The following is a 22614-nucleotide window of genomic DNA, read 5'->3' as shown; positions in this document are numbered from 1 at the left end:
CCCCTACCATCGATCGATGTCTCCTGTTTCTCCAAGCAAGCAAGTGCAGCCGGCCGCGCCGGCCTGGAGCGCCGTCGGCGCGATGACCTTGTGCGTGGCGCTGCTGATCGCCTCCGAGTTCATGCCGGTGAGCCTGCTCACGCCCATTGCGCACGACCTGCACGCGACCGAAGGCATGGCCGGCCAGGCCATCTCGATCTCCGGGCTGTTCGCCCTGATCGCGAGCCTCTCGATCCCGGTGATCGCCAGCCGCTTCGACCGCCGCCACGTGCTCGCCACGATGACGGCCTTCATGCTGGCATCGCTGGTCCTGATCGCATGCGCGCCGAACTTCACCGTGCTCATGGCCGCACGCGCGCTCCTGGGCATCACCATCGGCGGCTTCTGGTCGCTGGCCACGGCCACCATCATGCGGCTGGTGCCCGAGGCATCGGTGCCCAAGGCGCTGGGCGTGATGTACATGGGCAACGCGGTTGCCACTGCGATTGCCGCTCCCATCGGCAGCTACCTGGGCGGTGTGATCGGCTGGCGCGGCGTGTTCTGGGCGCTGGTCCCGTTGGCAGCGGTGAGCCTGGCCTGGCAATGGCTCAGCCTGCCGGCGATGCGCTCGTCCGGCGCGCTTCCGGTGCGCAGGGTGCTGGACCTCTTGAAGCGGCGGCACGTGGCCTTCGCGGTCGCTGGCGTGATGCTGGCCTTCGGCGGCACCTTCGCCAGTTTCACCTACCTGCGGCCCTTCCTGCAGACGTACACGCATGCCACGCTGCCGCAGTTGTCGCTGCTGCTGCTGGCGTTTGGCTTGGGCGGCTTCGCCGGCACCCCGGGGGCGACTGCGCTGCTCGGGCGGCACCTGCACCGGATGTTGCGCGGCCTGCCCCTCGCAATTGCCGCGGTCACCATGGCGCTGCTGGCCGTGGGTCACCGGGTCTGGCCGGTGGCCGTCCTCCTGCTTGCCTGGGGCGCGTTGAATGCGGCAGTTCCGGTGGCGTGGTTCAACTGGCTCGCGGTGGAAGTCGCTGACGAACCGGAGGCGGGTGGTGGCCTGATGGTGGCGGCGGTGCAACTCGCCATCATGTCGGGGGCTGGTTTAGGCGGCCTGCTGCTCGATCACCTCTCCATCGCAGCCACGTTCGCGGCAGGCGCGGCCTTGCTGGTCGCCGGCTCGCTGGTGGTGGGCAGCGGCGATCGCCTTCGGCCGCGCCGGCGCATCGCCTTGCGCGAGACGGCGCCGGTCTTCTGATCCACTGCGCGGCAGCGCGGCAGCGCGGTGCGATCAACGCACGGCCTTGTCGAGGTTCTCCGCGCGGTCCAGTCCCTTGGCCTGCGCCAGACCCTTGGCCCCACGCAGGATGGCGCCTGCGAGATCCGCTTCGGTGAGGTCGGCCTCGGCGAGGTCAGCGCCCGTGAGGTCCGCGCCGGAGAGCTTGGCGCGGAACAGGTTGGCTCCGCGCAGTTTGCTGTTGCTCAGGTTCGCGAACGCCAGCAGCGAGCGATTCAGGTCCGCGCCTTCGAGGTTGACGCCGGCGAGGTTGGCGCCCGTGAGGTCGGTGCGCATCTGACCCATGCCCTGGTTGCGGATCTCCACGCCGATCCGTGCCTGGCCCAGGTCGGCGCCGCTCAGGTCGGCGCCCGGCAGATCGGCAATGATCCGCGTGCCGCGCAGATCGGCGTTGCGGAAGGTGGGCATCTTCTTGACCGTCCCGCCCAGGATCACGAGCGAGAGCATGCTGGCGCCGCGCAGCTGCGCGCCGGTGAAGTCGGCGCCCATCAACCACGCGCCATTGAGGTTGGCACCGGCGAGGTCGGCGCCGCGCAGATCGGCCGACACCAGCTTGCTGGCGAAGAGATTGGTGCCGCGCAGGCTGGCACCGCGCAGGTCGAGGCCACTGAGGTCCAGGTCGGAGAGGTCCTTGCCGTCGAAGACCGCGCGCTCGCCCGGCGTCTTGGCGAGCACGGCCAGCACCTGCTCACGCGAGAGATCGGCCGCAGCGGCGCCCAGCGCAAGCAGCGAGATGCCGGCCGCAGCGAGGCCCGCTCGAACGCGCGTGCGCGATGGAGTCACGGAGGCCCTCCTCTTCCTTGCCGGTGCAGATTAGCACCGCGCTGCGGGGCAGGCCATCATTTCGCCGGTGTTGACTCCTTCTCCATATTTACCCGGGTGTAATTGACTTTGCAATTAATGCCCGGGTAAAATTCGAACGATGATCGCGACGACTTCCCCCTCCTATTGCGCCTTCCTGGGCTGGCGCCGCTTGGCCGAAGGCCCCCTCACCGAGGTCGCGCGCGCCGCCGCAGTGGCCCAGGCCGGCACGCCCGACGAGCCGCTGCTGGTGTTCGATCCCGAAGGCCGGCAGGTCGACCTGGACCTGCGCGGCACACCGGACGAAGCCGCCGCGCGCGCGGGCTCCGGCAATGACGCGCCGGCCGCGCCGGCACCGGCCAGCCCGCCCTTGCGCGGGCGCGGTCGTCCGCAACTCGGTGTCGTCGCCCGTGAGGTCACGCTGCTGCCCCGCCACTGGGAATGGCTCGCCGCGCAACCGGGCGGTGCCTCGGTCACGCTGCGCCGGCTGGTGGAAGGCGCCCGGCGCGAAGGCGGCGCCCAGCCGGAGCGCGTGGCGCAGGAGCGTGCCTACCGGTTCCTGCACGCCATCGGCGGCAACCTGCCCGGCTACGAGAACGCGCTGCGCGCACTGTTCGCCCGCGACGCGGATCGCTTCGGGCAAGCCCTGTCCGAGTGGCCACAGGACATCCGCGCGCATGCGCAGGCACTGGCCGCGGGCGCCTTCGAGGCGGAGGCGCGGGCATGAACCACAACCACATCGCCAGCGCCCTCGCCGGCCCCGCTCCCGCGTCCGCGCCCGCGCAGCCGCCGCTGTGGCGCAGCTTCCTCGTGTTCCTCGGGCCGATGATCCTGGCCAACCTGCTGCAATCGCTCTCGGGCACCTTGAACAACGTGTTCGTCGGCCAGATGCTCGGTACGCAAGCGCTGGCTGCCGTGGCCGGTCTCTTTCCGATCCTGTTCTTCTTCATCTCGCTGGTGATCGGCATCGGCGCCGGCGCCTCGGTGTTGATCGGCCAGGCCTGGGGCGCGCGCGAACCGCACAAGGTGAAGGCCATCGCCGGCACCGCGCTGACGCTGGGCCTGGTGCTCGGCGGACTGGTTGCGCTGTTCGGTGGCGCCTTCACCAACGCGCTGCTGGGGGCGCTGGGCACGCCGCCGGACGTGATGCCCGTCGCAGTCGGTTATGCCCGCGTGATGATGCTGGCCATGCCGGCGCTGCTGGTGTTCCTCCTGCTCACGCAACTGATGCGGGGCGTGGGCGACACGGTCACGCCGCTGCTGGCGCTGGGCATCTCCACCGCGGTGTCCTGCGTGCTGACGCCGGCCTTCATCCGCGGCTGGTTCGGATTGCCGCAACTGGGCGTGACCAGCGCGGCGGCGGCGGCCGTCGCGTCCTTTATTTCGGCGCTCGCCTTTCTCGCGTGGTACATGCGGTATCGCAAGCACCCGCTGGCACTGGATCGCGAACTGCTGCACGCGATGCGTATCGACCCGCGGCTGCTGAAGCTGGTGGTGAAGATCGGCCTGCCGACCGGGCTGCAGATGATCGTGATCTCGCTGGCGGAAATCGCCCTGCTCTCCATGGTCAACGGCTTCGGCTCGCAGGCCACGGCGGCTTACGGCGCGGTCAACCAGGTGGTGAACTACGTGCAGTTCCCGGCACTGTCGATCGCGATCACCGCGTCCATTCTCGGCGCGCAGGCCATCGGCCGCGGCACGCCGGAGCGCCTGCGGGCGATCACCCGCACCGGTCTGAAGATGAACCTGGTGGTGACGGGCACGCTGGTGGTCCTGGGCTATCTCTTCTCGCGCCACCTGATCGCGCTGTTCATCACCAGCGCGCCGGTGCTCGAACTCGCGCAGGTCCTGCTGCACATCATGTTGTGGAGCAGCCTGGTGTTCGGCTGCGCCTCGGTCCTGAGCGGGGTGATGCGCGCCAGCGGCACGGTGCTGGTCCCGACGGCGATCTCCATCTTCTGCATCGCCGCCATCGAGGTGCCCTCGGCCTGGGTGCTCAGCCACCGGCTGGGGCTCAACGGCGTGTGGATCGCCTATCCGATCACCTTCACGGCCATGCTGGTGCTGCAGGGTTTGTATTACCAGTTGGTCTGGCGCAAGAAGAAGGTGGTGCGGATGGTGTAAGCGCTTGCGCCGACTCCGCGCTCCTTGCGCCGGCCTGCTTCGGCCACGCGCATGATCGATGGCATCGCCCACCAACCAGGCAGTCAGTGATGGATCCCACCCCTGTCGTGCGGCGCGTCGAGCGCGTGCGCCACGAACTCAAGCGCCGCGAGCTGGAAGTCGTCGCAGTCGAGCGGCTCAGCCCCGGCTTCGTCGCAGTCACCCTCGGCGGCGAGTCGCTCGTCGACTTCATCTCCCTTTCGTTCGACGACCACGTCAAGTTCATGATAGACGGCCCCGGCGACGAGCCGGTGCGCCGCGACTACACGCCGCGCAGCTTCGACCCGGCGCAACGCCGGCTCACCATCGAGTTCGCGCTGCATGGCCACGGCGGCGCGTCCGAATGGGCGCGGCAGGCGCGCGTCGGGCAGCGTGTGGTGGTCGGCGGCCCGCGCGGTTCGATGATCATCCCGACGGACTACGCCTGGCACCTGCTGGCCGGCGACGACACGGCCCTGCCCGCGATCCGTCGCCGCCTCGAGGAACTGCCGGCCGGCACGCCGGCAATCGTGATCGTGCACGCCGACGAGGCCGATCGCTTGCCGCTGTCGACGCAGGCGCAGCTCACGGTGCGCTGGGTCGACACGAGCGATGGATTGATCGAAGCGGTACGTGCCGAAGCCCTGCCCGAAGGCGAGGGCTTCGTGTGGTGCGCCGGCGAAGCGGCCAGCATGGCGGCCGTGCGCCAGGTGCTGCTGCAGTACAAGAAGCACCCGCGCGAAGCGATGCGGGTGGCCGCGTACTGGAAGCGCGGGGCTTCCGAGTTTCACGAGAACCTCGAGTAAGCCGCGCTGCGGGCCAGTGCCCGCAGGCGTATCAGGAGACGGCCGGCAACACCGTCCCGCTGCACTCCCCGAAGCCGATGCGGCGAGCGCCTGCGCGCTCGCAGTACGCGCGCAGCGTGAGCGTGTCGCCGTCGCGCAGGAAGGTGCGCTCCTCGCCATTGGGCAGGCGGATCGCTTTCTTGCCCCCCGCGCTCAGCTCCAGCATCGAACCCGCCTGCTCCGGCGCCGGTCCCGATAACGTGCCCGAGCCGAGCAGGTCGCCCGGCTGCAGGTTGCAGCCGCCGCAGGCATGGTGCGCGATCAATTGCGCCGCGGTCCAGAAGCCGGCCTCGGCGGCGGAACTGGTGGCGATGCGAACGGCAGCTGCGCCCTCTTCGCGCATGGCCGCGGTCTGCAACCAGGTTTCCAGCTGGATGTCGAACGCGCCATGCGCGCGATTGTTCTCCGAGTGCAGGTAAGGCAGCGGATCGGGGCGGCCCGCGGGCCGCTGCAGCGGCGCACGGAACGGCGCCAGCGCTTCCAGCGTCACGACCCACGGCGAGATCGTGGTGCCGAAGTTCTTGGAGAGGAAGGGCCCCAGCGGCTGGTACTCCCAGGGCTGGATGTCGCGCGCGGACCAGTCGTTGAACAAGGTCACGCCAAACAGGTGGCCCTCCGCCTGCGCAATGGGAATCGGCGTGCCGAGTTCGTTGCCGGGCCCGATCAGGAAGCCGAGTTCCACTTCGTAATCGAGTCGCTCGCTCGGCCCGAACACGGGGGCACTCGCCGACGGGCCCTTCGCCTGCCCGTTCGGCCGCCGTATGGCGTTCCCGCTGGGCACGATCGAGGAACTGCGGCCGTGATAGCCGATGGGCACCCAGTCGTAGTTGGGCAGCAGCGGGTTGTCGGGCCGGAACATCTTGCCGACCGCAGTGGCATGGTGGATGCCGGTGTAGAAGTCGGTGTAGTCGCCGATCGCGCAGGGCAGCGTCAGCTCGCATTGCGCTTGCGGCAGCAGGCATGCTGCGAGTGCGTCACGCTGGCTGCTGCCTGCGCGCAGCGCATCGGAGAGCGCCGCGCGCAATGGCCTGCGCGCCGACGCACCCGCGGCCATCAGGCTTTTCAGCTCGCCCCGAGCCAAGGGCTGCAGCAGCGCCGCCAGCTCGGCGCTCCACTGGCCTTGCGCCAGCGCGGCGTGCAGATCCAGCACCTGGTCGCCAATCGCCACGCCGATGCGCCACGCATCGCTGCTGCCGGCGCGACGCAAGCGCCCGAACGGCAGGTTCTGGATCGGAAAGTCGGTGTCCGCCTCATTGGCAGAAACCACCCAGCTGCGCAGGGCGGGATCGTGCGTGCCATCGACGGTCATGGCTTCCCCGCGGCGAAGCGATCGGCCAGGCCCGACCAGCATTGCGCATACGAGCGATCGAGCGCGCCGCCATTCAGCGCGAAAGCGGTGGGCTGGAAGCGCCACCGGCTTTCGAACATGAAGGCCAGCGTGTTCTCCAGCTTGTGCGGCTGCAGCGATGCGCTGCTGGCCCGCTCGAACGCTTCCTCGTCGGGGCCGTGCGGCACCATCGAGTTGTGCAGCGAGGCGCCGCCGGGGCGAAAGCCCTGCGGCTTGGCATCGTACTGCCCGTAGACCAGGCCCATGAACTCGCTCATCACGTTGCGGTGGTACCAGGGCGGGCGGAAGGTGTCCTCGGCCACCAGCCAGCGCGGGGGGAAGATCACGAAGTCGCAGTTGGCGGTGCCCGGCGTGTCCGAGGGCGAGGTGAGCACGGTGAAGATCGACGGGTCCGGGTGGTCGAAGCTGATCGAGCCGATCACCATGAAGTTCGCGGTGTCGTATTTCAGCGGCGCGAGATTGCCGTGCCAGGCGACCACGTCGAAGGGCGACTGCTTCAGCTCGGCACGCCAGAGGTGGCCGCCGAATTTCTTCACCAGCTCGCAGCCTTCGCCGGTCTCCTCGTAGGCGGCCACGGGCGCCTGGAAGTCGCGCGCATTGGCCAGCCCGTTCGAGCCGATCGGGCCCAGCTCCGGCAGGCGGAACAGCGCGCCGTAGTTCTCGCACACATAGCCGCGCGAATCGCCATCGGGCAGTTCCACGCGAAAGGCGATGCCGCGCGGCAGCAGCGCGATCTCGCCCGGCTCGACCTCCAGCACGCCCAGCTCGGTACGCAGCACCAGGCGCCCTTGTTGCGGCACCAGCAGCATCTCGCCGTCCGCATTGACCAGGGCGCGCTTGTGCATGGAGCGGTTGCACAGGTACACGTGGGCGGCCATGCCGGTCTGCGCCTCGACGTCCCCGTTGACGGCAACGGTCCGCAGGCCATCGATGAAATCGAGCGGCTGCGGCGGAATTTCGAAGGGGGCCCAGCGCAGCGGCTCGGGCGGGATCACCGCGCCCGGCTGCGCGCCGGTGAGCCACCATGGCTGCTCGTATGGCTGATAGGCGCCGGCGACCACCGAGGGCTGCCGGCGGTACACCCAGGTGCGCCGGTTCTCGGCGCGCGGCGCGGTGAAGGCCGTGCCGGAAATCAGTTCGGCATACAACTGCAAGGGCGCGCGCTGCGGGCTGTTGCGCCCCTGCGGCAGCGCGCCGGCCACGGCCTCGCTGGCGAATTCGTTGCCGAAGCCGGTCTGGTAGCGAAGAGAGTCCATGCCCGGCCTCAATCCAGCTTCACGCCCGCGCTCTTGACGACCTTGCCCCAGCGCTCGCGCTCGGCGCGCGTGTAGTCAGCCATCTGCTGCGGCGTGCCCGGCAAGGCCTCCAGCGACAGGGCCTGGAAGCGCGCCTTGACGTGGGTGGAGTCCAGCGCCGCCGCCAGCGCCTTGCTGAATTTCGCGACCGTCTCGGGCGGTGTGCCGGCCGGCACGACCAGGCCCTGCCAGGCATAGGCGACGAAATCCTTGAGGCCCTGCTCGGACAGCGTGGGCACCTCCGGCAGTGTCTTCAGGCGCTGCGGACTGGCGACGCCGATCGCGCGCAGCTTGCCCTGCGCCAGGTACTGCTGCACGGTGGCCGTGTCCATCATGGCGCAGGGCACCTGGCCGCCCAGCAGGTCCTGCACCGCCGGCGCCGCGCCGCGATAGGCAACGTGTTGCATCTTCAGCCCCGTGCGCTCGCGCAGCAGTTCACCCGCCAGATGATGCGGGCTGCCGATGCCCGCGGAGGCGAAGCTCACGCCATTCGGCTGCGACTTCGCCCAGGCGACGAATTCCTGGTAGTTCTTGACCGGCACGTTGGGGGCCACGACCAGCAGCAGCGGAAAGCGGGCGAGCATGCCGACCGGCACGAAGTCCTTCTCGGGGTTGTAGGGCAGCTTGGTGAACAGCCACGGATTGGCGGCCAGCGTCGCGAAGTCGGCGGTGAACAGGATGTGGCCGAAGTCCTTGGAGTTGGCGACGTAGCCGGCGGCGATGTTGGTGGCGGCGCCCGGCTTGTTGTTGATCAGGATGTTTTCGCCCAGCGTCTTGCTCATGGCATCGGCGACGGTGCGGGCCACCACGTCGGAGCCGCCACCGGCGGGATAGCCGACCACCCACTCGATCGGGCGGCTGACCTGCGCGAGGGCGAGTTGCGGCAGCACGCAGGCGGCAGCGCCCAGGGTGAGCAGCGTGCGACGAAGGGTTTGCTTGGAATTCAAGTTCTGTCTCCAGGAAAAAAGTTGCAATTCACTCGGGGCGCTCGCCGCGCGCTGCCCGCAGTGCCTCGCGCAACACGGGCAGCGAGCCGATGTGATTGGCCAGCAGCAGCACCAGCCGCGCATTGAGCGCGTGGCTTTCCTCGGGCGCAAGACCTTGGTGCGTTTCGATCAGCGCCTGGTAGAAATCGTCCGGGGCGCTGAGATTGGGGGCGGTGACGAGCGTCATGGAGTTCAGGCGTGGGCCAGCGCGCGTTCCAGGCCAGCGCGCAGTGCCTGCGCATCGAGCTTGCGCCAGCGGGCGCACACATGCTGATCCGGGCGCAGCAGGATGACCGTGCCGGGTTGCAGATCGTAGCGCTGTGCGAGCAGGCCTTGGGGGTCGCGCAGATCGCCTTCCGCGCCGACGCACAGCACGGTGAGGCAAGCCAGGCCTTCGCCGGCGCGGCGCAGGTCGCCGCGCATCCGGGCATCGAGGCTGCCCGCGATCAGCACCGTGAAGCCGGGGCCAAGACAGCGCAGCAGCCAATCGCCCGTGCCATCCGCGCCCTGCACCGGCGCATCGGCCGCCGGCGCGCCGGGCAACATCCGGCCTTGCACCGCATGGTCGAGGGGCGTATTGAGCGGTGACTCGTGCAATGTGGCCGGCACCGAGAGCCGACCGCTGTTCACCAGCGTGCGCGCAAAGGGCTGGGTCTTGGCCAGTTCCAGCACCGCGTCGCGGAACAGCCGGCTGATCTCGCTCTTGGGCGTGATGAAGTCGGTGGCCCGCGTGGAGTTCAGGATGTTCTCGTCGGCCGCGTATTCACGCTCGCAGGCATAGGTGTCCAGCAGTGCGTCAGGCGCGTGACCGCGCAGCACGGCGGCCAGTTTCCACGCGAGGTTCTCGGCGTCCTGCACGCCGGAATTGGCACCGCGCGCCCCGAACGGCGAAACCCCGTGCGCGGAGTCTCCTGCGAACAGGATGCGGCCATGCCGGAAGCGCTCCATGCGCAGGCACGCGAAGGTGTAGACGCTGGCCCATTGCAGCTCGAACTCGGCGTCCTTCCAGGCGGAGTGCGCCAGCATCTCCCGGACCCGCGGGATGATGTTCTCGGGCCGCTTTTCCTGCTCGGGGTCGGCATCCCAGCCAAGCTGGAAGTCGATGCGCCACACGCCATCGGGTTGCATGTGCAGCAGCACACTCTGACCGCGGTGGAACGGCGGGTCGAACCAGAACCAGCGCTCCGCCGGTTGCGCCAGCTTCATCTTCACGTCGGCGATCAGGAAGCGGTCGCGGAACACGCGGCCCTTGCTCTCCTGTCCCAGCAGCTGGCGCACCGTGGACCGCGAGCCGTCGCAGGCCGCGAGGTAATCGGCCTCGAAGGCATACGGGCCCTCGGGCGTTTCGACGTGCACCAGCACGTGATCGCCGCGCTGCTCCACGCCGGTGACCTTGTTGCACCAGCGCATTTCGACCAGCGCAAGTTGCGCGGCGCGCTCCGCAAGATAGCCCTCGACGTAGTACTGCTGCAGGTTGATGAAGGCGGGCCGTGCATGGCCGCTCTCGGGCAGCAGGTCGAAGCTGTAGATCTCCTCGTCGCGCAAGAACACGCGGCCACGGTTCCACGACACGCCCTTGTCCACCATCCGCTCGCCGCAACCGAGCCGGTCGAATATCTCCAGCGTGCGCTTGGCGAAACAGATGGCGCGCGAGCCGGTGGAGAGGCGGCAGTCGTTGTCCAGCAGGACCACCGGCACTTCGCGCTGCGCCAGGTCGATGGCGAGGCTCAGGCCCACGGGGCCGGCGCCCACGATCACCACCGGGCGGCGCACGCGCGCGGGCGCGTCCTGATCGCTCGAGCGGCGGTAGGGGAACGCGAGCGCCTGGTAGTCGACGTCCGCGCCCGCGGGCGCAGGCTGGCCGGCCCGCTGCACGCTCAGCCCTCCAGCGTCTGCCACATCTGGATGTCGCGTTCGGCGGTCCAGATGCGCGGGTCCGGGTATTGCGTGGCCTCGTCGTAGCAGCGGGTCACGTCGAACGGCATGCAGTGGTCGAAGATCACCCAGTGCGCATAACGCGGCTTGAGTTGCGCGTAGACCTCGTGGTAGACCGCGTTGAGCTCCTTGCCCGCCTCGACGCCGGCGCGCACCAGCTCCCAGACATCGCTGATGAAGGCGCGGGTGCCGGCCACGCCCTGGCGCACCTGCTCGGGGGTGGTGAGCGCGGCGCCGCGACCCGGCACCAGCGCGAGCGGATCGAGCTTCGCCAGCTTGTCCAGCGTCTGCGGCCAGTCGCGGAAATACGCGTCGCCGGCATAGGGCGTGGCACCGAACTCCACCAGGTCGCCGGAGAACAGGATGCGCTGCTGCGGCAGCCAGGCCACCGTGTCGCCCTTGGTGTGGCCGCGACCGAGTTGCAGCAATTGCACTTCGAGCTGGCCCAGCCAGATCGACATCGCACCGGTGAAGGTCATCGTGGGCCAGGTCAGGCCGGGCGGCACCGATTCGACCGCCTGGAACAGGCGCGGGAAGCGGCCGATCTCGCTGGCCTTGTCCTGCTCGCCGCGCTCGACGATCAGGTCCCGGGTGTCGCGGCTGGCCACGATGTGCTCCGCCCCGTAGCCCGAGGCGCCCAGCACGCGCACCGCGTGGTAATGGCTCAGCACGACGTACTTGATCGGCTTGTCCGTGACCTCGCGGATGCGGCGGATCACGTCCTGCGCCATCACCGGAGTGGCCTGCGCATCGACCACCATGACGGCGTCGTCGCCGATGATGACGCCGGTGTTCGGGTCGCCCTCGGCGGTGTACGCATAGGCGTTGTCGGAAAGCTGGATGAAGCTGACCTTCTTCTCTTCGAGGTCGGCTTGGGAGGCGAAGGCTTTGCTCATGTGAAATGGATTTGGGTATGACTAACGCTTGATCTTAGTCAACGCGTTTGATAATGTCTAATCGGTTTGTCTAGGTAAAAACCCGAATGAGTGGCCTTCCAGAAGAAAACGACTCCGTCGCCCGAGAGTCGCGCGGCATCCAGAGCATCGAGGTCGGCGGCCAGCTGTTGCGCGCGCTGGCGCACTTCGGCCGCCCGACCGCGCTGAAGGACCTGGCGCGCGAAGCCGGCATGAATGCGGCCAAGGCGCACCCCTACCTGGTGAGCTTCGGCAAGCTCGGCCTCATCCAGCAGGACCCGGCGACCGGCTACTACGGGCTCGGCCCGCTGGCCCTGCAGCTCGGCCTGATCAGCCTGCAGCAGGTGGACCCGATCCGCCTGGCGACGGCGGAACTGCCACGGCTTGCCCAGGCCATCGGCCACACCGTGGGCGTGGCGATCTGGGGCAACCGCGGTCCCACCTTTGTGCGGCTGGAGGAGGGGCCGACGGCCGTGCACGTCAACATGCGCCACGGCACGGTGGTCTCGGTGCGCGGCACGGCCTCGGGCCGGCTGTTCGCCGCCTTCATGCCGCGCGAGCAGGTGCTGGCCGCGCTGGCAACCGAAAGCGGCCACCGCACCGCGAAGCTCGATGCGGCGCTGCAGGCCGATCTGACGCGCATCCGCGAAGACCGCTTCTGCTCGCTCGTGGACGGCTCGGTGCACGGCATCACGGCACTGTCGGCGCCGGTGTTCGACGGCTTCGGCAAGATGGTGCTGGCGCTCACCGCGATTGGCCCGAGCGCAACGCTGCCGGCGAGCACCAAAAGCGCGGCGGCCCGCGAACTGACCCGCGCCGCCACGGCGATCTCGGGACAGCTCGGAGCCCGGACTTCGCAGGCGCAGGCGGACTGAGCCTCGCCTTCAAAGGCTGTTCTTGTCGGTAGGGTGGGTCGCGCGCAGCGCGCCCCACCGCTCCGGCCCTCGAACGTGGGATGCGCTACCCGCAGCCCACCTCCACGAGCGAACCCTACCGTAGCGGACCGGCTCCACTCGCTTGCCCCCTGCGGCAGTTCGCGCCCCGAATCCGACGGTTCGTCGCAGCTGCCTCGCCTCGAGCGGTCGTCGCTTGCACAGTGGCTGCCTGGCACTTCCACTTCGACCCTCGCACCAGGAGAACCCCATGCTGCTCCAACTTCTTGCCAGCCATCCGGAAGCCACCGTCCCCATCCTGCGCGGCACGCCGACCTGGGTGTGGGGCCTGCTCGCCGGCCTGATCGCGCTGGGCGCCACCCAGCTGCGCGACCGCACGGTCGGCCTCACGCGCGTGTCGCTGCTACCGGTCACGATGACGATCTTCTCCGTGTGGGGCACGTTCAGCGCGCTGGGGCGCTCCAGCCACTTCGAAGCGGCGATGTTCGTCTGGATCGCGGCGGCCGGCGTGGCCTTTGCGCTGCTGGGCGCCGGCCGCAGCAATGCGCAGTTCGACCCGGTGCGCCGCACCTACGCCTTGCCGGGCAGCATCGTGCCGCTGCTGCTGATTCTCGGCATCTTCCTGGTGAAGTACGTCGTCGGGGTCGAGCTCGCGATGGCGCCGCATCTGGTGCAGGACAACCAGTACGTGCTGACCGTCGCCGGTCTTTATGGCGCCCTGACCGGAATGTTCGTGGGCCGCAGCTTCCGCCTCTGGCGCCTGGCGCTGCGCCCCGCGTTGGCTGCCGTGCCGGCGTGACGGTGGGACGGGGGCATGGTCGGCAGTGTCCTACGCCCAGGCAGTGCAATCGGGAATGCCCGGCTGCGGCTCATGCTTCTAAGCTGCGTCCGTTGCCCTTGTTGTCGTGCCAACCATGCCCCTGACGATGCCCGCCCACCTGAAACTCCTGCGCTCCGGCTGCGCGGTATTTGCCGCCGTCGCCGCAGTCGCCCTGGTGTGCCCGGCGGCCGGTGCCGCGCCACCCGGTGAGCCGGCCTCGGCCGCCAAGCATCCGGCCACGGTCGAAGCAGCCCAGGTCGTCGCCCATCCCGGAGCGCTTGCCGATTTCCATGGCACGCCCGCGTCGCCAGGCGTGCGCGAGGTGGCGAACTGGGCCTTCCATACGCGCGACAACCACGGGCGCGCCGTCGTGATCCTCGACAAGAAGGAAGCCACCGTCTACGCCTTCACGCCCGACGGCCTGCTGCTGGCCAGCGCACCGGCGCTGCTGGGCATGGCAGTGGGCGACGGCACGGTGCCCGGCGTCGGCGACAAGCCGCTCGCCCAGGTCCCCGAAGACGAGAGGACCACGCCGGCCGGCCGCTTCGTCGCCGAGCCGGGCGTGGACGACACGGGCGTCGACGTGGTCTGGATCGACTACGACTCCGCGGTCGCCATGCACCGCGTGATCACCACCTTCCCGGAGCAACATCGGCCGGAGCGGCTTGCATCGCCGGATCCGAAGGTGCGGCGCATCTCCTATGGCTGCATCAACCTGCCGATCCCGTTCTACGAGCAGGTGATCAGCCCCACGGTCCGCGGCACGGGCGCGATCGTCTACGTGCTGCCGGAGACGAAGCCGCCGCGCGAGGTCTTCGGCTCCTGGGACGTGACCGATCCGAATGCACGTCCGCCCGCGCTGCCCAGGCACTCCGGCGCGAGCGATGCCGGCGCGCCGCGGCCACCGCAGCAACTGCGCGAGCCGCAAGCCCTGCGGACCTCCGTCTCCGCCTCCGGCCTCTGAAGCAGCTGCCGGCGGGACGCCGCACGCGCGGCTGCTCCTGCGCACGGCTTGTCCACGGCGGGCCGGCAGCGCGCCAATGCAACAATCCGGCGCAGACAACGATCTGCACGCGATGCCCAAGAAACCGGGACTCCAGTTCCTCGCCCTGCTGCGCACGACTCGGCGCATTGCACTGAGTTCCTACGTCGCCAACGGCATGGTCGCGGCGCTGGGCCTGCTGCTGGTGACGGCCTTGGTCCACCTGTTGCTGGGTGCCGCGGCCGGCGCGGCTGCGGGGGTCGGCGCGATCGTGGTGACGCCGCCGGACCAGCCCGCTCCCAAGCGCGGCAAGTTCACGCACTTCCTGCCCGCCGTGCTGATCGGCACGCCGCTGTTCTTCGCGACCGGCGTGTTGCGACAGTCGGGGCCTGCATTGGCGCTGCTGCTGGTGGGCGCCACCTTCTGCGCCTTCCTCGGTGCCGCGTGGGGACGGCGCGGCCTGCCGGTGTCGGTCTCGGTGATGTTCTCGATGGTGTTCGCACTCGCGGCGCCGCGGCCGGGCGACATCGACCAGGCGCTGCGCGAGACGCTTGCCTTCGCGCTGGGCGCCTGGATCTACATCCTGTGGGGCACCACGGCCAACTCGCTCCTGAACCCGCGCTATCGCGTGCTGGCGGTGGCCGATTCGCTCTGGGCCATCGCGGCGCTGATGCGCACGCAAGGCCTGCACTTCACCATGGAGCCGGAAGCGCAGCGGCGCACCGCGCTGGTCGGCCGCCTGATGAAGCAGCAGGCCACGCTGGCCGACCAGTTGCAGGCCGCCCGCAACCTCCTGCTGGAGGCGCCCACCACCGAGCGCCGCCTGCAGCTCGCGGGCATGCTGATGCAGGTGCTGGACATGCGCGATCACCTCGTCGCCTGTGCACTGGACCTGGACGCCTTGCGCGCCGCGCCCGGGCAGCAGGAGCTGTTGCGGATCCTCGGCATCGAGCTGCAGGCGCTGGCCGGCGACCTCGAGCAACTCGCCGAGGCGCTGATGCTGCAGCGCCTACCGCCCGCCTTCGCGCACCAGCGGCCCGCGCTGGCCGCGGCGGCGGCGCAGGCACCCGCGCCCGGACTGGCCGACCTCCACGCACCGGCGCCGGAACTGCTCGGCGGCGCACTGTCGCGGCGCGTCGGCTATGTGCACGACGAGGTCACGCGGCTCATGCAACTGGCGCGCGGCGAGCGGCCCCCCGATGTCGCCATCGTGCGCACGGCCTGGCAGCTGTTCGTGAGCCCGACCCAATGGACCTGGCGGCCCTTCCTGTCGCTGTGGCGCTGGGACGCGCCGCCGCTGCGCCACGCCATACGCGCCGCACTGGCCATCGCGGCCGGCTATGGCGTGGGCATGGCGCTGCCCTGGGGATCGCACGAGTACTGGATCCTGCTGACGATCGTCGTGGTGCTGCGCGGCAGCCTGGCGCAGACGCTGGAGCGGCGCAACAGCCGCGTGGCGGGCACCTTGCTGGGATGCGTGCTGGCCGGCGTGTTGTTGCGCGCGCAACTGTCGCCGCTGGTGCTGGTGCTGGTGGTGGCGGGCGCGCAAGGGGTCGCGCATGCGTTCGCCCTGCAGCGCTACCTGGTCACCGCCGTCTCGGCCACGGTGCTCGCGCTGCTGCAGGCGCACCAGCTGGCGCCCGACGTCTCGCCCGTGTTCGAGGTGGCCGAGCGCGTGCTGGACACGCTGCTCGGGGTCTCGATCGCGTGGGTCTTCAGCTATGTACTGCCCTCCTGGGAACGCACGCAGGTCGGCGCGCTGGTGGCGCGCACGCTGGCGGCGCAGGCGCGGCACGCGGAGCTCGCACTCGCATTGGCGCAGCCCAGCGCCGGCGGCGGCCAGCCGGAGCTGGCCTGGCGCCTGGCGCGCCGGGAGGCGTACGACAGCCTCTCGGCGCTGGTGCAGGCGGTGCAGCGCTCGCTCTCGGAGCCGCGCGCGGTGCGCCCGCCGCTGCAGGACCTGGAGCGGCTGCTCGGGCACGGCTACCAGTTGCTGGCGCAGCTCACCGCGATCAAGACCATGCTGCTGCAGCGGCGTGACCGGCTGGACTTTCCGCGGCTGAACCCGCCGCTGGAGGAAGCGAAGCAGGCGATCGCCGGCGCCCTTGCGCGCGCCGCTCCGCAACCAGCCGCCACCGGCCACGAGGATCCGCCGCCGATGCTGGAACTGCCGGATGCGGGGGAACGTGACCTGACGCCCTGGGTGCAGCGGCGGCTGATGCTGGCGGTGGATATCGCGAGGGAACTGCAGGCCGATGCGGCGAGGGCAGCGGCGGGGTGAGGTCCGGCCGCAAGCCCGGGCGGGAGTGCTACGGCCGCGCAGGCGCGCGTATCCCCCGCTAGCTCAAACGAAAGGCTTCAGGCACACTCGCCGCCGTTTCGCCAGAACCCCAACCCTCCAGAGGAGAAACGCATGCGAAGGATTCTTCACGCCCTGTTCGTCGCCGGTGCCTTCGGCGCGCTGTCCGCCTCGGCGCAGCCGGCCGCACCGGAAGTCACCCTCACCCGGCTCGAATGCGGCAACGGCTTCAACGACCAGCGGCGCTTCAGCGACACCTTCGCGTACAGCAACCCGCGCGTGCCTTTCACCTTCAGCTGCTATGTGATCAAGCATGGCGACGACTACATGGTCTGGGACACCGGCTACGCGCCCGGCTCCAACCCCAGCGCGCCCACGGTGTCGCTGGGCGAGCAACTCGCCCGGATGAAGGTGCGGCCGGACCAGGTCAAGTACGTGGGCATCAGCCACTTCCATGCCGATCACACCGGCCAGCTCAATACCGTGCCGAACGCAACGCTTCTGATCGGTGACCGCGAATGGACTGCGCTTACCGCCGCGACGCCCATGCAGGGCGCCAACGTCGCGGGCTTCACGCACTGGATCAGCGGCGGCGGCAAGGTCGAACCGCAGCCCGGCGACAAGGACATCTTCGGCGATGGCACGGTCATGATCCTGCGCACCCCGGGCCACACGCCCGGCCACCAGTCGCTGCTGGTGCGCCTGAAGGAAAAGGGCCCCGTCATCCTGCTCGGGGACGCGGCGCACTTCCACGAGAACTACGACAACGACGGCGTGCCCAGCTTCAACTACGACCGTGCCGACACGGTGGCCTCGATCGAGCGCATCAAGCAGATCCAGAAGAACCTGAACGCCACGGTCATCATCCAGCACGACCCGCGCGACATCGACAAGCTGCCCGCCTTCCCGGCAGCGGCGCGCTGAGCGCGACCGGGCGCTCTCAGCCCGGCCGCGCGTTCGAGGCCGCCGCTGCGCGGCCTTGAAGGCGGGGCTGCGCGTGCATCGGTAAATGTTCACGCTTGGCGGCCAAGGTCAACTGGGCAAGGGGGTCAGTGGCCGGAGTTCCTGCGGTGGGTCGCGACAATCCTGGCTGGGCTTGCGGATGGCGCGACCCGATCAGACGCTCTCCCCCATGCATTCCTTGCTCTCCCACCCCCGGCTCGCCGGCTCGGCCACCCTCCTTCTTGTCTCGACCCTGGCCGCTTGCGGCGGCGGGGGCGCGGCCGCACCGGACACCGCGCCAGCGGCGGGCGTTTCGAGCAGCATCGCCGCCACGGTCACGCCGGCCAGCCTGATGGATCTTTCCGGCTGGAAGCTGAACCTCCCCGTGGATTCCGCCGGCAGCGACAGCCCGCAGAACGGGGCGCGCACGGTGTTGCCGCAGGAACTGGTGGCCGGCTTCACCGACGACTACTTCCGCGCCGACGGCCAGGGCCGCATCGTCTTCACCGCGCCGGCCAATGGCGCGGTCACCACGCCGGGGGTCGGCACCGACCACACGCGGTCGGAGCTGCGTGAGTTCGACCGCCAGGGCGATGCGCGGGGCGACTGGACCGGATCGGGCGCGCTCTCCGCCAGGTGCGAAGTGCGGCAGGTCGCCACCGCCTCAGCGACGGCAGTGATCGGCCAATTGCGCAGCGAGAACCATGTGTTCGCGCAGGTCGTGTACCGGGTGGCCACCCAGGACATCGCGGTCGACGTGTACCAGAGCGACACCGACGGCAGCCGGCATGCGCTGACGGCGCTCGTGTCCGGCGTGGCGCTCGGCCAGCCAGTCGCCTATACGCTGTCCTTCGCGGCCGGTGTGCTGACCGCCAGCGCAAATGGAACGCAGCGCAGCTTCACGGTGGACAGCAGCTGGAACGCGGCGCCGCTTTACTTCAAGGTCGGCGCGTATCACACGGCGCCGAACGCGGGCAATCCGGCGGGGGATGCCACCAGCGTGGCGTGTTCGGCGATCGCGGTGACGCACTAGGACGCGCGGCCCGGCGATCGCATCTGGTTGCGCGCGCAACCGGCGCAGGCGCATGTGTTCGATGCGGCGAGCGGGGAGCGGCTGAACCAGGCCGCCACGACGGTGGCCGCCGCTGCAACCGGCAAGCCGGGCACTGCTGATCGAGACGGCGCGGCGGCTGGATGCGATGGCGCTGCGCTGGGGGCGCCCCGGCTCTCGTCGTAGGCTGGGCTGCCGCAGGCACCCCAGCGATCGTGCGCCCGAATGCTGGGGTGCCTGCGGCAGCCCAGCCTACGAGGACGCACAGGGCTCACATCTACTCGACGAACCAGAGGCCTTCGTGCCGCATGATCTGTTGCTCGAACACCCGGTGGCTCTCACTGGTGATCCGGACCACCGTCTGCACCGCGACGATCTCGTCTGCCACGTAGTCGGCACCGACATACACGACGTCTCTCGCGAGCGCCGCAATCCCCGGGCCAGCCGCCAACAAGTCATGCGCCAGCCGATTCCGCGCCCCGTTCGCCAGGTGCGCGACGGCCAGCTTGGCGTCGCCGCTGTTCGCCGCCTTCAGAAAACTGTTCCAGACGGCCACTGCCGACGCAGCGGGATCCATCGCATAGACACCGTCGGGCCGGCGGGCGAGCGCGCCTCGCGCAGCATCGCCCTCGGACACGACCAGGGTCGGTGCGCCATTGCCATTGCCATTGTCATTGCCGTCGGCGTCGGCGTCAGCGCCGGGCGCAGTCACCGACCATTCATAGCGCGCCGGATCAAATCCCAGCGTTTGCGCTGTGAGCGACTGCACATCGGCAACGACACCGCGGGCGTCGAAATGCACCAACGCGCTCGGCACGCCAGCGCGCTTTGCGTGCAGCAGCAATGACGCGCAGGGAGAAGCAGGCGTGGCGACGGCCGCGACGGATACTTCGCTCGATCGCGGCGGACCACTGTCGGCCAGTCGCTGCGGAAGTGTCTGTGGCTCCATCGTCCCCGCCGCGGAGGCAAGCAGCAATGCGACGAGAGGCCTGTTCCAGATCGACGAAGCGACGTTGGCCGTGGACGGCGCATGCTGTCGCAGCGCGATCGCCGGAGCGCCACCAGGGCCAGCGGCGACGATCCACGCATCGAAGACGTCCCCTGGCTGTGGACATGCAAGCGCTGCGAGCGTGCTCGCGCCGAGGCCGAACCCCAGTGCCAAGCCGCGCGCCACCCTGAGCACAGCGCGTCCGCAACCCGCTCCCTCCCCTTGTCCGTGCCGGCGATCCGCCATGAACTCATCCTCCTGCTGCATGCTGGCGCAAGTTCAGGAGCCTGGCAACCCATGCCCATGCGTTGCGTCCACGAAGCGGCCTTTCGCGGCCGGCGATAATTTCGCCCCAGGCTCGCCGCGCCCGCGGCGGCTCCTTGCATTCCGGAGATTTCCATGACCGTTTCCCGCCGTTCCGCCCTGGCCTGCGCCGCTGGCCTGCTCGCGCTCACGCAGGCCGCGCCCGTCCTGGCCGCTGACAAGTGGCCCAGCCACCCCATCCACTTCGTCGTGCCCTTCGGCCCGGGCGGCGCCAACGACCTGCTGGCGCGCGCTGCCGCCGATGGTGCCTCCAAGGTTCTCGGCCAGCCGATCGTGGTCGACAACAAGCCGGGGGCCGGCACCATCGTCGGCACCGACGTCGTCGCCAAGGCCGCGCCGGACGGCTATACCTTCCTGGTCAGCTCCGCGGGCGTGGTCTCCAACAGCATGATCCGCAAGGTGACGTACAAGGACAGCGACCTGGTGCCGGTGGCCATGATCGGCCTGGCGCCGTCGGTGATCATCGTGCCGGCCAACTCGCCGTACAAGGACCTGAAGGAGTTCGTCGCCGCGTCGAAGAAGGGTGCCGGCCTGCACTGGAGCACCGCGGGGGTGGGCAGCACCCCCCACTTCGTGGAAGGCATGCTCACCACCGGATACGGCGCCAAGCTGGATGTCGTGCCGTACAAGAGCGGCAGCGAATCGGTGTCTGCCGTGCTGGGCAACCAGGTCGACGCGACCTCGGAAGCGAGCATCGTCGTGCTGCCGCAGATCCAGTCCGGCAAGCTCAAGGCGCTGGCCACCACCTGGACCCAGCGCATCTCCGCCTATCCGCAACTGCCCACCGCCATGGAGCAGGGCTTCAAGGACGTGCAGATCGCCCACTGGGCGGGTGTGCACGCGCCCGCCGGAACGCCGGCGGAGATCCAGGACAAGATGGCTGCGGCGGTCGACAAGGCGATGAAGGACCCCGCGGTGGTCGAGAAGCTGCGCGCGATGGGCATCGAGCCGATCGGCGGCACCCGCGCTTCCTTCGTGAAGTTCTGCGACGACGAGCGTGCGCGCCTGGGCAAGGTGGTCAAGGCCACCGGCATGAAGGACGAATGACGATGGCGACCCAGAGCACGCGCGCGGCGCTGCGCGCGCTGGCGCAGGCCAAGCGCGGGGTGCTCGTGCCGGGGGCCTTCAATGCGCTGTCGGCGCGCGTGATCGCCGATCTCGGCTTCGAGGCGATCTACATCACGGGGGCGGGCGTCACCAACATGGCCATGGGTCTGCCGGACCAGGCTTTCATGGGCCTGGCGGAAATCGCGGACCACACCGCCCGCATCCGCGACGCGGTGGAACTGCCGCTGATCGTCGATGCGGACACCGGGTTCGGCAATGCGCTGAACGTGCGCCACACGGTGCGCACGCTGGAGCGCGCGGGCGCGGACTGCATCCAGTTCGAGGACCAGGTCGCGCCCAAGCGCTGCGGCCACTTCAGCGGCAAGGAAGTGATCTCCACCGAGGAGGCCGTGAGCAAGATCAAGGCCGCCGTCGATGCCCGACGCGACCCCGACCTGCTGATCATGGCCCGCACCGACGCCTGCGCCACGCATGGCTTCGAGGCGGCGATCGAACGCGCGCAGAAGATGAGCGAGGCCGGCGCCGACATCCTGTTCGTGGAGGCGGTGACGAAGCCGGAGGAAGTGCGCGCCCTGCCGCAGCGCCTGCAGGCACCGCAGCTGATGAACATGGTGATCGGGGGCCGCACGCCGATCTTTGACGCCGAGGAGCTGGGCCGACTGGGATTTGCGATCGTGCTGTATGCGAATGCGGCGCTGCAGGGGGCCTTGGCGGGAATGAACCGGGCGTTGTCGGTACTGCGGGACACCAGGCGCATCGACGAGGACCCGACGCTGGTCGCCAGCTTCGCGGAGCGACAACGGCTGGTGGGCAAGCCGGAGTGGGATGCGCTGGAGAAGCGGTATAGCTGAAGGAGGTGTCATCCCGGGCTGTTGGATGTCATCCCGGGCTTGACCCGGGATCCACGACTGCGCCCGCACTAGCGCCGCATGGATTGCGGGTCAAGCCCGCAATGACATCCAAAAGCCCGCAATGTGCCCCTGGGCCGCAATGACATCGAAGGATGTCACCCCGGGCTGTTGGATGTCATCCCGGGCTCGACCCGGGATCCACGATGGCCTTTACACCAACGCCGCGTGGATTGCGGGTCAAGCCCGCAATGACATCCAGGACTCAAGGCCGCCCGAACCGCAGCACGATGCTGCTCGCCCCCTTTGCGTGACCGCCGGCCAGGCGCTCCTGCACCTCCGGCCAGGTGAGCCCCGGCTGCAACGCGCCCGGCTCGAGGTCGGTTGCGATCGCGGTGTACAGGTAGTGGTGATGTCCGGTGTTCGGCCCGGGGCACGGGCCCATGTAGTTGGGCAGCCCCTGCGTGCTCTTGCCGCCCACGTACCTGGGCGAAGGCGCGCTGACCTCGTTCTCGGCGAAACCCGAAACGGTGGGCGCGATGCCGTAGGCGATCCAGTGGACCACGCCGGTGCCGTTGCGGCCCTCCTGGTCGTGCACCATCAGCGCGATGCTGCGCGTGCCGGCCGGCACGTTGCTCCAGGCGAGCGGCGGCGACACGTTGGCGCCGACGCAATTCGGATTGCTGGCGATGTTGCCCGAATAGCGCTGCGGCAAGTCGGCGCCGTCGGCAAAGCCGGGCGACCACAGCGTGAAGCCGGTGCTCGCCGGCGGCGCGCTGGCCGGCATGGCGGTGCAGGCAGCAAGCGCGGCAGCGCAAGCCATCAGCGCGAGAGTGTTCGTTGTCTTCATCTTGTCT

Annotated in this window: 21 protein-coding genes; 12 read left to right on the top strand and 9 right to left on the bottom strand. The window is 69.5% G+C overall.

The window, feature by feature from the left end; all coding sequences use genetic code 11:
- The first annotated feature begins 16 nt into the window (after positions 1-16).
- Positions 17-1237, top strand: coding sequence for an MFS transporter (locus JWP60_RS23795; RefSeq protein WP_299797067.1), 1221 nt, complete (start codon positions 17-19; stop codon positions 1235-1237).
- A 33-nt stretch (positions 1238-1270) separates the two neighbouring features.
- Here JWP60_RS23795 and JWP60_RS23790 read toward each other — a convergent pair whose 3' ends face one another.
- On the bottom strand, positions 1271-2059 hold the full coding sequence (locus JWP60_RS23790; protein WP_299797064.1) for a pentapeptide repeat-containing protein: 789 nt from the start codon (positions 2057-2059) through the stop codon (positions 1271-1273).
- Between the two features lie 139 nt (positions 2060-2198).
- On the opposite strand from JWP60_RS23790, the gene JWP60_RS23785 reads away from it, so the two are divergent.
- The 3 genes from JWP60_RS23785 (at position 2199) to JWP60_RS23775 (ending at position 5025) form a co-directional block, all read left to right on the top strand.
- Positions 2199-2804, top strand: coding sequence for a DUF2239 family protein (locus tag JWP60_RS23785; protein WP_299797061.1), 606 nt, complete (start codon positions 2199-2201; stop codon positions 2802-2804).
- A gap of 98 nt (positions 2805-2902) precedes the next feature.
- Positions 2903-4201, top strand: coding sequence for an MATE family efflux transporter (locus tag JWP60_RS23780; RefSeq protein WP_299797243.1), 1299 nt, complete (start codon positions 2903-2905; stop codon positions 4199-4201).
- Positions 4202-4290: 89 nt separating this feature from the next.
- Positions 4291-5025 carry a siderophore-interacting protein gene (locus tag JWP60_RS23775; RefSeq protein ID WP_299797058.1) on the top strand — a complete coding sequence of 245 codons (735 nt, stop codon included), beginning with the start codon at positions 4291-4293 and terminating at the stop codon, positions 5023-5025.
- 31 nt (positions 5026-5056) lie between these two features.
- On the opposite strand, the gene fahA is transcribed toward JWP60_RS23775, so the two are convergent.
- The 6 genes from fahA to JWP60_RS23745 are packed head-to-tail and all read right to left on the bottom strand — an operon-like array spanning position 5057 to position 11524.
- Complete coding sequence (fahA, locus tag JWP60_RS23770; protein WP_299797055.1) at positions 5057-6373, bottom strand: fumarylacetoacetase; 1317 nt, start codon at positions 6371-6373, stop codon at positions 5057-5059.
- Positions 6370-7668, bottom strand: coding sequence for a homogentisate 1,2-dioxygenase (gene hmgA, locus JWP60_RS23765; protein WP_299797052.1), 1299 nt, complete (start codon positions 7666-7668; stop codon positions 6370-6372). The genes fahA and hmgA overlap by 4 nt, the downstream gene beginning before the upstream one ends.
- Positions 7669-7676: 8 nt before the next feature.
- Complete coding sequence (locus JWP60_RS23760) at positions 7677-8624, bottom strand: tripartite tricarboxylate transporter substrate binding protein (protein WP_299797240.1); 948 nt, start codon at positions 8622-8624, stop codon at positions 7677-7679.
- Positions 8625-8682: 58 nt separating this feature from the next.
- A complete protein-coding gene (locus tag JWP60_RS23755) occupies positions 8683-8880 on the bottom strand; it encodes a DUF2783 domain-containing protein (protein WP_299797049.1) in 198 nt (65 codons plus the stop codon).
- A gap of 5 nt (positions 8881-8885) precedes the next feature.
- The gene (locus JWP60_RS23750; RefSeq protein ID WP_299797046.1) at positions 8886-10568 is read right to left on the bottom strand and encodes an FAD-dependent oxidoreductase; all 1683 of its coding nucleotides are present in this window, start codon (positions 10566-10568) and stop codon (positions 8886-8888) included.
- Between the two features lie 2 nt (positions 10569-10570).
- Positions 10571-11524 carry an MBL fold metallo-hydrolase gene (locus tag JWP60_RS23745; protein ID WP_299797044.1) on the bottom strand — a complete coding sequence of 318 codons (954 nt, stop codon included), beginning with the start codon at positions 11522-11524 and terminating at the stop codon, positions 10571-10573.
- An 86-nt stretch (positions 11525-11610) separates the two neighbouring features.
- Between JWP60_RS23745 and JWP60_RS23740 the strand changes: the two genes are divergently transcribed.
- The 6 genes from JWP60_RS23740 to JWP60_RS23715 all read left to right on the top strand — a co-directional run bounded on the left by JWP60_RS23740 (position 11611) and on the right by JWP60_RS23715 (position 18511).
- On the top strand, positions 11611-12417 hold the full coding sequence (locus tag JWP60_RS23740; RefSeq protein WP_299797042.1) for an IclR family transcriptional regulator: 807 nt from the start codon (positions 11611-11613) through the stop codon (positions 12415-12417).
- A gap of 268 nt (positions 12418-12685) precedes the next feature.
- Positions 12686-13234, top strand: coding sequence for a DUF6622 family protein (locus JWP60_RS23735; protein WP_299797039.1), 549 nt, complete (start codon positions 12686-12688; stop codon positions 13232-13234).
- Between the two features lie 115 nt (positions 13235-13349).
- Positions 13350-14219, top strand: coding sequence for a hypothetical protein (locus tag JWP60_RS23730; protein WP_299797036.1), 870 nt, complete (start codon positions 13350-13352; stop codon positions 14217-14219).
- 112 nt (positions 14220-14331) lie between these two features.
- Positions 14332-16518: an FUSC family protein gene (locus tag JWP60_RS23725; protein WP_299797033.1), complete on the top strand. Its 2187-nt coding sequence runs from the start codon at positions 14332-14334 to the stop codon at positions 16516-16518.
- Between the two features lie 132 nt (positions 16519-16650).
- Entirely contained in the window at positions 16651-17460 is an 810-nt protein-coding gene (locus JWP60_RS23720; protein WP_299797030.1) for an N-acyl homoserine lactonase family protein, read from the top strand.
- Between the two features lie 208 nt (positions 17461-17668).
- Positions 17669-18511 (top strand): polysaccharide lyase family 7 protein, encoded by an 843-nt coding sequence (locus JWP60_RS23715; RefSeq protein WP_299797027.1) that lies wholly within the window; start codon positions 17669-17671, stop codon positions 18509-18511.
- Between the two features lie 295 nt (positions 18512-18806).
- Here the strand turns inward: JWP60_RS23715 and JWP60_RS23710 are convergent, their stop codons facing one another.
- Positions 18807-19784 (bottom strand): hypothetical protein, encoded by a 978-nt coding sequence (locus JWP60_RS23710; RefSeq protein ID WP_299797024.1) that lies wholly within the window; start codon positions 19782-19784, stop codon positions 18807-18809.
- Between the two features lie 132 nt (positions 19785-19916).
- Here JWP60_RS23710 and JWP60_RS23705 point away from each other — a divergent pair, with 132 nt between their 5' ends.
- Positions 19917-20888 (top strand): tripartite tricarboxylate transporter substrate binding protein, encoded by a 972-nt coding sequence (locus JWP60_RS23705; RefSeq protein ID WP_299797021.1) that lies wholly within the window; start codon positions 19917-19919, stop codon positions 20886-20888.
- 2 nt (positions 20889-20890) lie between these two features.
- Positions 20891-21760 (top strand): isocitrate lyase/PEP mutase family protein, encoded by an 870-nt coding sequence (locus JWP60_RS23700; RefSeq protein WP_299797019.1) that lies wholly within the window; start codon positions 20891-20893, stop codon positions 21758-21760.
- Between the two features lie 262 nt (positions 21761-22022).
- On the opposite strand, the gene JWP60_RS23695 is transcribed toward JWP60_RS23700, so the two are convergent.
- Positions 22023-22607: a YbhB/YbcL family Raf kinase inhibitor-like protein gene (locus JWP60_RS23695; RefSeq protein WP_299797016.1), complete on the bottom strand. Its 585-nt coding sequence runs from the start codon at positions 22605-22607 to the stop codon at positions 22023-22025.
- Positions 22608-22614: the final 7 nt, after the last annotated feature.

Origin of the sequence: Ramlibacter sp. (assembly GCF_028291745.1) — a bacterium.
Taxonomy (GTDB): Bacteria; Pseudomonadota; Gammaproteobacteria; order Burkholderiales; family Burkholderiaceae_C; genus Ramlibacter.
This window is presented reverse-complemented; position numbering and strand designations above follow the sequence as displayed.